The organism is Escherichia sp. MOD1-EC6842 (assembly GCF_002965705.1).
GTDB lineage: Bacteria > Pseudomonadota > Gammaproteobacteria > Enterobacterales > Enterobacteriaceae > Escherichia > Escherichia ruysiae.
The window spans coordinates 16,566-29,863 of sequence record NZ_PTRF01000007.1 but is presented as its reverse complement, the minus strand read 5'-3'; the positions used below and the strand labels follow the sequence as shown (position 1 = coordinate 29,863).

General features: G+C 49.6%; 13 protein-coding genes. 4 read left to right on the top strand and 9 right to left on the bottom strand.

Annotation, left to right across the window (positions count from 1 at the left end):
* Positions 1-35: 35 nt before the first annotated feature.
* Complete coding sequence (gene pgpB / locus A7Z29_RS10365) at positions 36-800, bottom strand: phosphatidylglycerophosphatase B (RefSeq protein WP_032225073.1); 765 nt, start codon at positions 798-800, stop codon at positions 36-38.
* 169 nt (positions 801-969) lie between these two features.
* Here pgpB and ribA point away from each other — a divergent pair, with 169 nt between their 5' ends.
* On the top strand, positions 970-1,560 hold the full coding sequence (gene ribA, locus A7Z29_RS10360; protein WP_001176295.1) for a GTP cyclohydrolase II: 591 nt from the start codon (positions 970-972) through the stop codon (positions 1,558-1,560).
* A 63-nt stretch (positions 1,561-1,623) separates the two neighbouring features.
* On the opposite strand, the gene acnA is transcribed toward ribA, so the two are convergent.
* The 6 genes from acnA to topA all read right to left on the bottom strand — a co-directional run bounded on the left by acnA (position 1,624) and on the right by topA (position 9,088).
* Positions 1,624-4,299: an aconitate hydratase AcnA gene (acnA, locus tag A7Z29_RS10355; protein WP_105290178.1), complete on the bottom strand. Its 2,676-nt coding sequence runs from the start codon at positions 4,297-4,299 to the stop codon at positions 1,624-1,626.
* Between the two features lie 163 nt (positions 4,300-4,462).
* Positions 4,463-4,558: a small membrane protein YmiC gene (gene ymiC, locus A7Z29_RS23215; protein WP_016158389.1), complete on the bottom strand. Its 96-nt coding sequence runs from the start codon at positions 4,556-4,558 to the stop codon at positions 4,463-4,465.
* Positions 4,559-4,674: 116 nt separating this feature from the next.
* Positions 4,675-4,845, bottom strand: coding sequence for a hypothetical protein (locus A7Z29_RS10345; RefSeq protein WP_000261429.1), 171 nt, complete (start codon positions 4,843-4,845; stop codon positions 4,675-4,677).
* Positions 4,846-4,848: 3 nt separating this feature from the next.
* Positions 4,849-4,989, bottom strand: coding sequence for a YmiA family putative membrane protein (locus tag A7Z29_RS10340; protein WP_105290177.1), 141 nt, complete (start codon positions 4,987-4,989; stop codon positions 4,849-4,851).
* Between the two features lie 318 nt (positions 4,990-5,307).
* On the bottom strand, positions 5,308-6,282 hold the full coding sequence (gene cysB / locus A7Z29_RS10335; protein ID WP_000776255.1) for an HTH-type transcriptional regulator CysB: 975 nt from the start codon (positions 6,280-6,282) through the stop codon (positions 5,308-5,310).
* Between the two features lie 208 nt (positions 6,283-6,490).
* Positions 6,491-9,088: a type I DNA topoisomerase gene (gene topA, locus A7Z29_RS10325; protein ID WP_024212414.1), complete on the bottom strand. Its 2,598-nt coding sequence runs from the start codon at positions 9,086-9,088 to the stop codon at positions 6,491-6,493.
* A 379-nt stretch (positions 9,089-9,467) separates the two neighbouring features.
* On the opposite strand from topA, the gene A7Z29_RS10315 reads away from it, so the two are divergent.
* Positions 9,468-9,719, top strand: coding sequence for a YciN family protein (locus A7Z29_RS10315; protein ID WP_001031530.1), 252 nt, complete (start codon positions 9,468-9,470; stop codon positions 9,717-9,719).
* Between the two features lie 35 nt (positions 9,720-9,754).
* Here A7Z29_RS10315 and sohB read toward each other — a convergent pair whose 3' ends face one another.
* Positions 9,755-10,804 (bottom strand): protease SohB, encoded by a 1,050-nt coding sequence (gene sohB, locus A7Z29_RS10310; RefSeq protein ID WP_105290176.1) that lies wholly within the window; start codon positions 10,802-10,804, stop codon positions 9,755-9,757.
* A 218-nt stretch (positions 10,805-11,022) separates the two neighbouring features.
* Here sohB and A7Z29_RS10305 point away from each other — a divergent pair, with 218 nt between their 5' ends.
* Together A7Z29_RS10305 and cobO are read left to right on the top strand one after the other, a co-directional pair.
* Positions 11,023-11,781, top strand: coding sequence for a YciK family oxidoreductase (locus A7Z29_RS10305; RefSeq protein WP_085460781.1), 759 nt, complete (start codon positions 11,023-11,025; stop codon positions 11,779-11,781).
* Entirely contained in the window at positions 11,778-12,368 is a 591-nt protein-coding gene (gene cobO / locus A7Z29_RS10300; protein ID WP_105280531.1) for a cob(I)yrinic acid a,c-diamide adenosyltransferase, read from the top strand. The genes A7Z29_RS10305 and cobO overlap by 4 nt, the downstream gene beginning before the upstream one ends.
* A gap of 39 nt (positions 12,369-12,407) precedes the next feature.
* Here cobO and rluB read toward each other — a convergent pair whose 3' ends face one another.
* Positions 12,408-13,283, bottom strand: a complete 876-nt coding sequence (gene rluB / locus A7Z29_RS10295) for a 23S rRNA pseudouridine(2605) synthase RluB (RefSeq protein ID WP_001291217.1) — start codon at positions 13,281-13,283, stop codon at positions 12,408-12,410.
* Positions 13,284-13,298 lie beyond the last annotated feature (15 nt).

Genomic DNA, 13,298 nt, shown 5'->3' with positions numbered 1-13,298 from the left:
TGATTTGAGGGTTAAATTCAGAAATTCAACCAGTATTAACTTTCTTGTTCTCGTTGCGCTATCTCACGATTTTCTTCCGGTGGTGGTGTTAATGGCCCACAAATACGTTGTGCAAGCCAGGTTGCTACCGCGACCAGCGCCCACGAAATCAACGTAGCCACCACCAGGTCGCGCGGCCAATGCATCCCAAGCAACAGGCGACTTCCCATGACTCCCGTTGCCCAAACCAGCAAGAGTGCAATGGTTACGGTTCGCCGACGCGGCCATAACAGCCCAACGGCCAGCAGAGCCCAACTGGCAGCAAACATTGTGTGACCAGAAGGAAAGGCAAAACCGGTCTCTTTCTGCCAATGAGTTCGCAAATATTGCGGGATATTTTTCTCTTCAGCCAACTGTTCTTTCACTAAATTTCCGCGCTCTGCACGCTTTAAAGTGTAGAACTCATCAACCGGAATATGATGTGTTTTTTCCAGCCAGATAACAAACGGGCGCGGTTCCTGAACTTTGTCTTTAATCCAGGATTTTACCGCTTGTCCGACCAGGATCGCCGTAGCCAGTATGGCAAACAACATAATTGCCGCTTTGATCCGAAAACGCAGGCACCAAAGGAACCAGCCGAATAAAATCAGATGCGTAATAACGCCCCAGGGCTGAGTGACAGTTTCAGTGACCCAAAAAGCCGCCTTTAACACCCCATTCTGCTCTCCTGGTTGCCAACGCCAGCCAGAAATCCATACCGCTACAGGCATGATAAGTAATAGTGCAGCTCCAACTGCGGTACGTCTGGCAATCGAACGCATGGTCTCTCCTTTCTTATAAGTCTCACAATCATAACTGAAAATGCCCTGACCTGGAAAAATTGACAGATTTGTGCCATTCAGTGAACGATCGACGCGTCGTGATTAGGTGAACGCCTTCGCGTTATGGCAAAATAAGCCAATACAGAACCAGCATTATCTGGAGAATTTCATGCAGCTTAAACGTGTGGCAGAAGCCAAACTGCCAACCCCATGGGGCGATTTCCTGATGGTGGGATTTGAAGAACTGGCAACCGGACACGATCATGTCGCGCTAGTCTATGGCGATATTTCCGGGCATACCCCGGTACTTGCGCGCGTCCATTCCGAATGTCTGACCGGTGACGCCCTGTTCAGCTTGCGCTGCGATTGTGGCTTCCAGCTGGAAGCGGCGCTGACGCAAATCGCCGAAGAAGGCCGTGGTATTTTGCTGTATCACCGCCAGGAAGGTCGTAACATTGGTCTGCTGAATAAAATTCGCGCTTACGCATTGCAGGATCAAGGTTACGACACCGTAGAGGCTAACCACCAGTTAGGCTTCGCTGCAGATGAGCGCGACTTCACTCTTTGCGCTGATATGTTCAAACTCCTTGGTGTCAATGAAGTCCGTTTGTTAACCAACAACCCGAAAAAAGTCGAAATTCTGACCGAAGCCGGGATTAATATTGTTGAACGCGTGCCGTTGATTGTTGGTCGTAACCCCAATAACGAACATTATCTCGATACCAAAGCCGAGAAAATGGGGCATTTGCTGAACAAATAACCCACTTACGTTGTAAAGTTAATTTGCTTGCCGGTTATCTTACTTCCGGCAAGCAAATACTCGTTACTTCAACATATTACGAATAACATAATGCAAAATACCGTCGTTCTGGTAATAGGTTAATTCCGTCGCGGTGTCGATGCGACAACGGCACGGCACAACTTCCTGGCTACCATCAGCACGCGTCAGCGTCACCGGAACCGTCGCGCCCGGTTGTAGATTTTGCAGATCGACAATATCAATCTTCTCTTCCCCGGTCAGCCCTAATGTTTTACGCGTCACGCCTTGCTGAAATTCCAGCGGCAGAATGCCCATGCCAATTAAATTCGAGCGGTGAATTCGTTCAAACGATTCGGCAATAACCACCCGGATACCAAGCAGACGCGAACCTTTTGCCGCCCAGTCACGGCTGGAGCCAGAACCATATTCTTTACCGGCAATCACCGCCAGAGGCGTTTTCTCCTGCTTATAGCGCATCGCTGCATCATAAATAGAAACGACATCGCTGGCAGGTAAATGCCGCGTCATTCCACCTTCAACACCGGGCACCATTTCGTTACGAATGCGAATATTGGCGAATGTGCCGCGCATCATCACCTCATGGTTACCGCGCCGCGAACCGTAGGAGTTAAAGTCTTTCCGCTCAACACCTCGACCTTGTAGATATCGACCCGCCGGACTGTCGGGCTTAATACTGCCCGCCGGAGAGATATGGTCAGTGGTGACTGAATCCCCCAGCATTGCGAGGATCCGCGCACCGTGAATATCTTCCACAGGTGCTGGTGTTGCCTGCATTTCATCAAAGAACGGCGATAAGCGAATATAGGTCGAATCATCCTGCCAACCGTAGGTATCGGATCGCGCAACGTTAATTTCTTTCCACTCAGCTGTCCCTTCGAAAACTTCTGCGTACTCTTTACGGAACATCTCTGTAGAGACCTGTTCTACTGCGCGGGCAATTTCTTGTGCCGATGGCCAGATATCTTTCAGATATACCGGATCGCCTTTACGATCATGGCCGATAGGCTCTGAAGCCAGGTTGATATTCATATTTCCCGCCAGCGCATAGGCAACCACCAACGGCGGCGAAGCCAGCCAGTTGGTTTTAACCAGCGGATGAATACGGCCTTCAAAGTTACGGTTGCCGGACAGCACCGCACCAACGGTTAAATCGCCTTTTTTGATTGCAGTTTCGATAGGAGCGGGCAACGGACCAGAGTTACCAATACAGGTGGTACAGCCATATCCCACAAGGTTGAAGCCAAGTTCATCGAGATACGGAGTCAGTTTGGCTTTTGCCAGATAATCAGAAACCACTTTCGAACCCGGTGCCAGCGACGCTTTGACCCACGGTTGCCGCTTCAGGCCCAGAGTTACGGCTTTTTTAGCCAGCAAGCCTGCGGCCATCAGTACACTTGGATTAGAGGTGTTGGTACATGACGTGATGGCAGCAATAACCACTGCGCCATCAGGCAACTGATACTGATGTCCGTTCATAACATAATCGACCGGTTGGCGATCTTTATGCGTGGCATTCACTTCCAGCTCGTTACTGGCGGCAAAAGCTTTTGGTACATCGGGCAGTGCAACGCGATCCTGTGGGCGTTTTGGCCCCGCCAGACTCGCTTCAACGTCATTCATATCCAGTTCTAACGTACTGGTAAAAATCGGTTCATCGCCCGGGTTACGCCACATGCCCTGCGCTTTAGCATATTTTTCGACCAGCTCGACCTGATCTTCACTGCGCCCGCTTAAACGCATGTAATCGAGGGTGACCGCATCGATTGGGAAGAAGCCGCAGGTCGCGCCATATTCTGGCGACATATTGGCAATGGTGGCGCGATCTGCCAGCGGCAGCGAATCCAGCCCATCGCCGTAAAATTCGACGAATTTCCCCACCACGCCATGTTTACGCAGCATCTGAGTGACGGTAAGAACCAGGTCTGTGGCGGTGATACCTTCACGTAATTTTCCGCTGAGTTTAAAGCCCACTACATCCGGGATAAGCATGGAAACCGGCTGACCTAACATTGCGGCTTCCGCTTCGATCCCGCCAACGCCCCACCCCAGCACGCCAAGACCGTTGATCATCGTAGTGTGTGAGTCGGTGCCGACGAGCGTATCCGGATAAGCAATCCATTCACCATCCTGCAATTCGCTCCACACTGCTTTGCCGAGATATTCGAGGTTAACCTGATGGCAAATCCCTGTACCTGGCGGCACAACGCTAAAACGGCTGAAGGCCTGCTGTCCCCATTTCAGGAATACATAACGTTCGTGGTTTCGCTCCATTTCCAGACGCACGTTTTCCTCGAATGCCTCATCATCGCCAAAACGATCGACGGTCACCGAATGGTCAATGACCAGATCAACCGGTGAGAGTGGATTCACTTTCGCGGTATCGCCGCCGAGACGTTTTACCGCTTCTCGCATCGCCGCAAGATCCACGACAGCGGGCACGCCGGTAAAGTCCTGCATTAACACTCTTGCCGGGCGGTAGGCAATTTCACGGTCAGCATGGGCATTTTTCAACCAGCCCGCCAGCGCGTGGATATCCTCTTCGATAACCGAGTTACCATCCTGCCAGCGGAGCAGGTTTTCGAGCAGAACTTTGAGTGACTTAGGCAGACGGGTGATATCGCCCAGTGATTTAGCAGCAAGTGGCAGGCTGTAGTAATGGTAAGTTTTATCTTTGGCCTGCAACGTATCCTTACTGGCTTCTCGTAGGGTTGACGACATAGCTCCTCCTTAATAACAGGGTTGCGATGCCCTGATTCTCTTCAGGGTGAATATTAAAGATAACACAAACATTGCGTAACGATTTGATAACAACCCAAATTGATAAAAGAGGAGAAATCTTGCGGATAAGAAAAGAAAAACCTCGCCACAGCGAGGTCAGAGATTAGTGAGCAACTATCCAGATGAGTTCAACCCAGAAGAGCATCGACAGAGAAAATGCGCCCATCCAGGACCAATATTTCATATTTGTGGTGATCATAGGCTACACCCCTCACTTGTTATTACTTTCTGTTGAAATTATTCAACCTTTTATTGCTGTGGTGTATTAAAAACCGTTTAATTCACGAATATATCGAATAATAAGAATGATGATAATTATTGTTTCTGCTGCTCATCTTCAGCAAACATCTCTATAAACGCTTGCTGTTGCGACGTCAGTTTCCAGCCATCCGGAATAACGACTGAACATTCCCGTTTCGTTTCCGTTTCATTGTCACTATGCTGAGACAGTGGCAAAGCAATCTGATGCTGCTCCTGAACGACCATGCTTTACCCCCACACTTTCCAAATTAGCAGTGCGACAAGCACCCAGAAGAGCGCAGAACCAAGAAATACCGCAAGCCAGGCTTTGCGTTTCAATTCAGGGTCCCTGCGGGGTTCCTGCTTTCCAGAAGGCATTGCTAACCTCATATAATCGCCATCACTTATCAGTAATACGCTAAACGATTGGTATAATTAATCAATTGATGAGACAAATCCTAATGAAACTTTAGTCAAAAATCCAGCTAATTTACGAATCGTCTCCAGTGAATAATTCAATCTTTTGACCTGAAATAGATATTTGAAGGCTGGAGTTTGCGAGGCAGGTAATTAGACACTACTTTACGTCCGATTTACCATAAAGATTTGAGGGATAATTATATTGTGAGCGGTGTACAAATAAGAAAGAACAAAGGATATATTCCGGCACCCCGAAAACATAAAAGGTGCCGGAAATAATGCAGGTAATTATTTTTCCGGCAATTTGATATCTTTAAACATGATCTCAATTTCTTCATTGGAACGCAATGCTACGGCGGCATCAACGACATCGCGGGTTAAATGCGGCGCAAAACGCTGAATGAAATCATACATATAACTGCGCAAAAACGTACTGCGACGAAAACCAATTTTGGTTGTGCTATGGCTGAAAATGTCATGCGCATCAACACGAACCAGATCAGGGTCAGAAACCGGGTCCACCGCCATGCTGGCAATTACCCCAACACCCAGCCCTAAGCGAACGTAAGTTTTAATCACGTCAGCATCGGTAGCCGTGAAAACAATACGCGGCGTCAACCCTGCGCGGTTAAAGGCGGTATCCAGCTCGGAGCGTCCGGTAAAACCGAAGGTATACGTCACCAACGGATACTGCGCCAGTTCTTCAATGGTAATTGCTTTTTTGCCCGCCAGCGGATGGTCAGGTGTCACCACAATAGCCCGATTCCAGTGATAGCATGGCAGCATCACCAAATCTTCATACAAATGAAGTGCTTCCGTGGCGATAGCGAAATCGGCATTACCTTTAGAGACGGCATCGGCGATTTGTGTCGGCGATCCCTGATGCATATGCAAAGAAACGCGAGGATAACGCTCAATGAAACCTTTGATGACATTCGGTAATGCATAGCGCGCCTGAGTATGCGTGGTGGCGATATACAGCGAGCCTTTATCAGGCCAGGTATGCTCTCCGGCGACCGATTTAATAGCATCAACTTTCGACAGAACTTCACGAGCGATACGAATTATTTCCTGCCCGGCTGGAGTAACCTGCGTCAAATGCTTACCGCTACGGGAAAAAATTTGAATACCCAGCTCATCTTCCAGCATTCTGACTTGCTTACTGATCCCAGGTTGTGATGTGTAAAGTCCTTCAGCCGTTGATGAGACGTTCAGGTTATGATTGACGACCTCAACAATATAGCGAAGTTGTTGTAATTTCATGTTAAACCATCCAATTAGACGCCATCAGAACATCGTTTTTTCGTCACTCCTGACGGGTGACTAATACGATTTAATAATAAAAAAGGTGCTAACTATAACCACTATATCATTTATAGCTTTAGTGTATAGGTGTGGAGATAAAATAATATGCAATAAAAAAGGGTCGCTTTTGCGACCCTTTGTTTTAAAAACCAGAAAGAATTAAAGGTTATTTTTTCCCTTCAACCCATTTGCCATCAACATAAAATGCTGACCAGCCAGTTGCCTTTCCGTCTTTTTCCGAAGAGACATATTGCTGCCTGGTTTTCCGGCTAAAACGAACCATTGTCTTATTACCTTCTGGATCTTGCTGTGGCGCATCAGCCAGATAACGCAATTTTTCTGGTAAACGGTCGCGGAAGCGATAAAGCTCTTCCACCAGCGGCGCACGCGTTTCACGTGATTTCGGGAAAGTATTGGCCGCCAGGAACACGCCGGCAGCGCCGTCACGCAACACGAAATAAGCATCCGATTTTTCGCACGGTAATTCTGGCAGCGGAACCGGATCTTCTTTCGGCGGCGCGACTTCACCGTTACGTAAAATCTTACGTGTGTTTTTACACTCTTCATTGGTGCAAGCCATGTACTTACCGAAACGCCCCATTTTCAGGTGCATTTCAGAACCACATTTTTCACACTCAACGATCGGGCCGTCATAACCTTTAATACGGAATTCGCCCTCTTCGATCTCGTAACCGTCGCAGGTTGGATTATTACCACAGACATGCAACTTACGTTTTGGATCGATGAGATAGCTGTCCATCGCTGTACCGCATTTCGGGCAACGACGTTTGGCGCGCAGCGCGTTGGTTTCAGCGTCTTCGCCTTCCAGCACGTTAAGCACTTCGTTTTCCGGCACCAGGTTGATGGTGGTTTTGCAACGCTCTTTCGGCGACAGCGCATAACCGGAACAGCCCAGGAATACCCCGGTGCTGGCGGTGCGAATCCCCATTTTTCGACCACAGGTCGGGCAGTCAATGCTGGTCAGAACCATCTGGTTCGGGCGCATACCGCCCTCTTCCGGATCTTTTTCCGCTTTATCTAACTGCTGAGTGAAATCAGAGAAGAAGTGATCCAGTACAGCTTTCCACTCTGCTTCGTGATTTGCCACCTGGTCGAGGCTGTTTTCCATCTGCGCGGTAAAGTCGTAATTCATTAACTCGCGGAAATTTTCTTCCAGGCGATCGGTAACGATCTCACCCATTTTTTCCGCATAGAAGCGACGGTTTTCCACACGCACATAGCCGCGATCCTGAATGGTCGAAATGATCGACGCATAGGTAGACGGACGACCGATCCCGCGTTTTTCCAGTTCTTTAACCAGTGAAGCTTCGCTAAAACGGGCTGGCGGCTTGGTAAAGTGCTGCGCAGGCGTCAGTTCAACAAGCGACAGGGAGTCACCTTTATCGACAGCCGGTAAAATACGATCTTCATCGCCTTTACGCAGAGCTGGCATAACTTTCGTCCAGCCGTCGAAACGCAGAATACGACCGCGCGCTTTCAGGCGGAAGTCACCCGCGCCAACGGTCAGCGTGGTGGAGTCATATTTCGCTGGGGTCATTTGACAGGCAACAAACTGACGCCAGATTAACTGGTACAGTTTCTGCGCATCTGCTTCCATATCTTTCAGCGATTCCGCCATCACATTGACATCTGAAGGACGAATCGCTTCGTGCGCTTCCTGTGAGTTTTCTTTGCTGGCGTATTGGTTCGGGCTTTCCGGCAGATATTTATTACCAAAATTATCGCTGATATAACCGCGAACCATGTTTACCGCGTCCTGACTCAGGTTAGTGGAGTCGGTACGCATGTAAGTGATATAGCCAGCTTCATACAGACGCTGCGCCATCATCATGGTTTTTTTCACGCCAAAACCAAGACGGGTGCTGGCAGCTTGTTGCAGCGTAGAGGTAATAAAAGGAGCGCCTGGTTTACTGGTTGTCGGTTTGTCTTCACGTTCCAGCACGCTGTAGCGCGCTTTTTCAAGCAGACTTACCGCAGCCTGAGTTTGTTCTTTGTTGACCGGGCGGAACGGTTTATCGTTCTGATGAGTCACCTGCAAAGCCAACGCTTCACCAGACGGCGTAGTCGTACTGGCATCGACTTCCCAGAATTCTTCCGGCACGAACGCTTTAATTTCACGCTCACGCTCAACCACCAGGCGAACCGCTACGGATTGCACACGCCCGGCGGAAAGACCGCGAGCGATCTTTTTCCACAACAGCGGAGAAACCATATAACCCACGACGCGATCCATAAAGCGACGCGCCTGCTGGGCATTAACACGATCAATATTCAGTTCGCCGGGTTTGTTGAACGCCTGGCGGATCGCGTTTTTAGTAATTTCGTTAAACACCACTCGGCTATAGCGAGCTTCATCACCCCCAATCACTTCCCGCAGGTGCCATGCAATGGCTTCCCCTTCGCGGTCAAGGTCGGTTGCGAGATAGATGTGGTCGGCTTTTTCAGCCAGTTGTTTCAGTTCAGAGACGACCTTCTCTTTACCAGGCAACACTTCATAGTGCGCCTCCCAATTGTGCCACGGGTCAACCCCCATACGGTTGACGAGAGCGCCACGTTCATCCTTTTTAGGCTTTTTAGCCGTTTTGGTGGAGGTAGAGTCGGCACTCTTTTTAGCAGCTGAGCCACTGGTCGGCAAATCGCGGATGTGACCGACACTGGATTTCACCACGTAGTCACTACCCAGATACTTGTTGATCGTTTTGGCTTTTGCCGGGGACTCAACGATGACAAGAGCTTTACCCATATTCACCTTACCTAATTTGATTCTTCCAGGAATGCGTCGCACATTGATAAACCTTCCACTGGCAACGAGTTACCGATATGGACTCGCTCTCTGCGGATATCAACCCCTTGTCGTGACTCTGTTCACGAAAATTCCGGTGACTGAGTTAACAGGTCTTGGCCTACAGGCGCTATAGCACGACGGAATTTTGGTCGAATGTCAAGCAAATCTATTGCCAGATTGACGAAAGCGTCACACTGTACCTGATAAAATCCGTTACGCAACTTTATTAGCATGCAAAATCCAAAGTTGCCAGTAAGGCGCTCCTGACGCCAGCGTGGTATATTTGTCTGCATGCCATGCCTGGCGTAGACTAATGTCCTTGTTTAAGGAGTAAATAATGAACAAAGAGACACAACCCATCGACCGCGAAACGCTGTTGAAAGAGGCCAACAAAATCATTCGTGAGCATGAGGACACACTCGCAGGAATTGAAGCCACCGGCGTCACGCAGCGTAATGGCGTGCTGGTGTTTACTGGCGATTACTTTTTAGATGAGCAAGGGCTGCCGACAGCGAAAAGCACTGCGGTGTTTAATATGTTCAAACACCTGGCACACGTGCTCTCGGAAAAATATCATCTGGTAGATTAAAGCAAAACGCGAGGCCTGAACCTCGCGTTTGTCTTTTACATCAAAGGCTTTTGCCCACGCTGCCACCAGCGTAGCAACAATCGGTCGACGCTCTCTGCCGCACTGCCGGTAAACCGATCGATTAACCGTTTACGCTGCATATAACGCACATTGACCACTTCTCGACCGTCCATCAGATTAAGAATCACTTCATCACTGGTGTTGATTTCGTCAACCAGGCCTTTCTCTACCGCCTGTTGCCCGTACCAGTGTTCACCGGTAGCCACCTCTTCAATATCCAGAGATGGACGCATACGTTTTACAAAATCTTTAAATATCTGATGTGTTTCGTTCAGTTCTTCGCGGAATTTTTCGCGCCCTTCTTCAGTATTTTCACCCAGCAATGTCAGCGTGCGCTTATATTGCCCGGCAGTATGCAGTTCAATATCAATATCTTTACTTTTCAGGAAGCGGTTAAAGTTGGGCATTTGCGCTACCACACCGATGGAACCAACAATGGCAAACGGCGCAGAAACAATTTTGTCCGCCACACAGGCCATCATGTACCCGCCGCTGGCAGCCACTTTGTCTACCGTAACGGTTAAAGGAATGTTTTTATCGCGCAGACGCCGCAATTGTGAGGCTGCCAGGCCATAACCATGAACCATACCGCCGGGGCTTTCCAGACGCAAAACAACCTGATCCCGTGGCTTAAATGCCGCGAGTACTGCGGTTATCTCTTCACGTAATGAGTTAACTTCATGCGCGTCCATGCTGCCTTTGAAATCCAGTACCCAGACGCGGGGTTTACTGTCAGTCACCACCTCACCCAGTTTGGCTTTTGCTTTCGCTGCTTTCGCTTCTTGCTTGTGCTTTTTCTTCTGCGCTTTGTGCCACTGCTTTTGCTGATGCGGATCCATCAGCGCTGCTGCCAGTTCTTCTTTCATCTCCTTATATTGTTCGCTGAGATTGTTAACCCGTAACTCGCCACGCTGGCGTTTATTACGTTGCGCAACATTGACAATAATGGCGGCAACAGCCGCAATCGCCACAACAACAGTGACAATTTTCGCCAAAAACAAACCATATTCAGACAACAATTCCACGAGTCCCACCTTGGTTAAACAACGCTTTGCCTCACAGTTTACAACAGGCACGTTAAGCCGTCTCGCAGAGATATTCTTGACGAGAAAGTATGACAAAGTATTCATTTTGCGGCGTTATCGCCCCAGGCCGATTGAAATGCGCCTCTGTTTAAGGCATAACCCCTCAAAGTCATAAAGTACACTGGCAGCGCGACTGATGATGTCGTTGAGGAGTAGCCATGCATTACCAACCAAAACAAGATTTACTCAATGATCGTATTATCCTGGTAACCGGCGCCAGCGACGGCATTGGTCGTGAAGCCGCTCAGACTTATGCGCGTTATGGCGCGACAGTGATTTTACTGGGTCGTAATGAAGAAAAATTACGTCAGGTCGCCCAGCGTATATTCGAAGAGACCGGACGTCATCCACAGTGGTTTATTCTCGATTTACTGACCTGCACATCCGAAGATTGCCATCAACTGGCACAGCGCATTGCCGTTAATTATCCGCGTCTGGACGGCGTTTTGCATAATGCCGGATTGCTTGGCGAAGTTTGCCCGATGAGTGAACAAAATCCGCAGGTCTGGCAGGATGTCATGCAGGTCAACGTTAATGCCACCTTTATGCTGACCCAGGCACTGCTTCCTTTATTACTCAAATCGGACGCCGGTTCGCTGGTCTTTACCTCATCAAGCGTCGGGCGTCAGGGTCGGGCTAATTGGGGTGCATACGCTGCCTCAAAATTTGCCACCGAAGGAATGATGCAGGTACTGGCCGATGAATATCAACAGCGCCTGCGCGTGAACTGCATTAACCCAGGCGGTACGCGCACCGCCATGCGTGCCAGCGCCTTCCCGACGGAAGATCCGCAGAAACTCAAAACCCCCGCTGATATCATGCCACTTTACCTCTGGCTGATGGGCGATGATAGCCGCCGTAAAACCGGCATGACCTTTGACGCCCAACCGGGCCGTAAACCAGGAATTTCCCAATGAGTGATGAACGCTACCAACAGCGTCAGCAGCGAGTTAAAGAAAAAGTGGATGCCCGTGTGGCGCAGGCCCAGGATGAACGCGGCATTATTATCGTTTTTACTGGCAATGGAAAAGGCAAAACCACAGCGGCATTTGGTACGGCAACACGCGCAGTAGGTCACGGAAAAAAAGTGGGCGTCGTGCAATTTATTAAGGGCACCTGGCCTAATGGCGAACGAAATCTGCTGGAGCCGCACGGCGTTGAGTTTCAGGTAATGGCAACTGGCTTCACCTGGGATACGCAAAACCGTGAGTCTGATACCGCTGCCTGCCGCGAAGTCTGGCAACATGCAAAACGAATGCTGGCGGATTCCTCACTGGATATGGTTTTGCTCGATGAGCTGACGTATATGGTGGCGTATGACTATTTGCCACTGGAAGAAGTGGTGCAGGCGTTAAATAAACGTCCACATCAACAGACGGTGATTATCACGGGTCGTGGTTGTCATCGGGATATTCTTGAATTGGCGGATACGGTAAGTGAATTACGCCCCATCAAACATGCGTTTGATGCCGGTGTAAAAGCGCAGATAGGGATTGATTACTAATCTGTAAAAATGCCGGATATGACGTCCGGCATACTTTGATTAACCGTTATTATTACGTCCGCCAGAACGACGACCGCCGCTCACCTGACTGTGACGTTTCACCGCACGACGAATCTGATTCGCCTTCATGCGACGACGGTCTTTTTCTACAGCGACTTTAGAGCTGGTTTCTGGCGGTAGCTCCACCAGTTCGCGCAGATAGTTAGTCTGGGCGAGGTCCAGCTCCGTCCAGCCACCGCGTGGCAGACCTTTTGGCAGTGGGATATCACCGTAACGAACACGGATCAGGCGGCTTACCTGCACACCAACCGCTTCCCACAAACGACGAACTTCACGGTTACGGCCTTCGGTCAGAGTAACGTTGTACCACTGGTTGATCCCTTCGCCGCCGCTGAACTTAATGGTTTTAAAGGCTGCCGGACCATCTTCCAACTGCACGCCACGACTCAAATCACGCAGTTTCGCGTCGTCAACCTGACCAAATACACGCACGGCATATTCACGTTCAACTTCACGGCTTGGGTGCATTAAACGGTTTGCCAGTTCACCGTCGGTGGTGAACAGCAACAGACCACAGGTATTAACGTCGAGACGACCTACGGCAATCCAGCGTGCGCCACGCAGCTTCGGCAGACGGTCAAACACTGTTGGACGCCCTTCCGGGTCGTTACGGGTACATAACTCACCTTCCGGCTTGTAATAGGCCAGCACGCGACAAATTTGCTCAGCGGACTCACGCACCGAAATCAGGTGACCATCGATACGAATTTTCAGTCCAGGAGTAACTTCAACGCGATCGCCGAGTTTAGCAATTTTGCCATCAACACTCACACGACCGGCTTCAATAATAGATTCGATTTCACGGCGAGAACCGTGGCCGGCACGCGCCAGCACTTTCTGTAGCTTTTCGCTCATAGAGCTTCCTTTTGG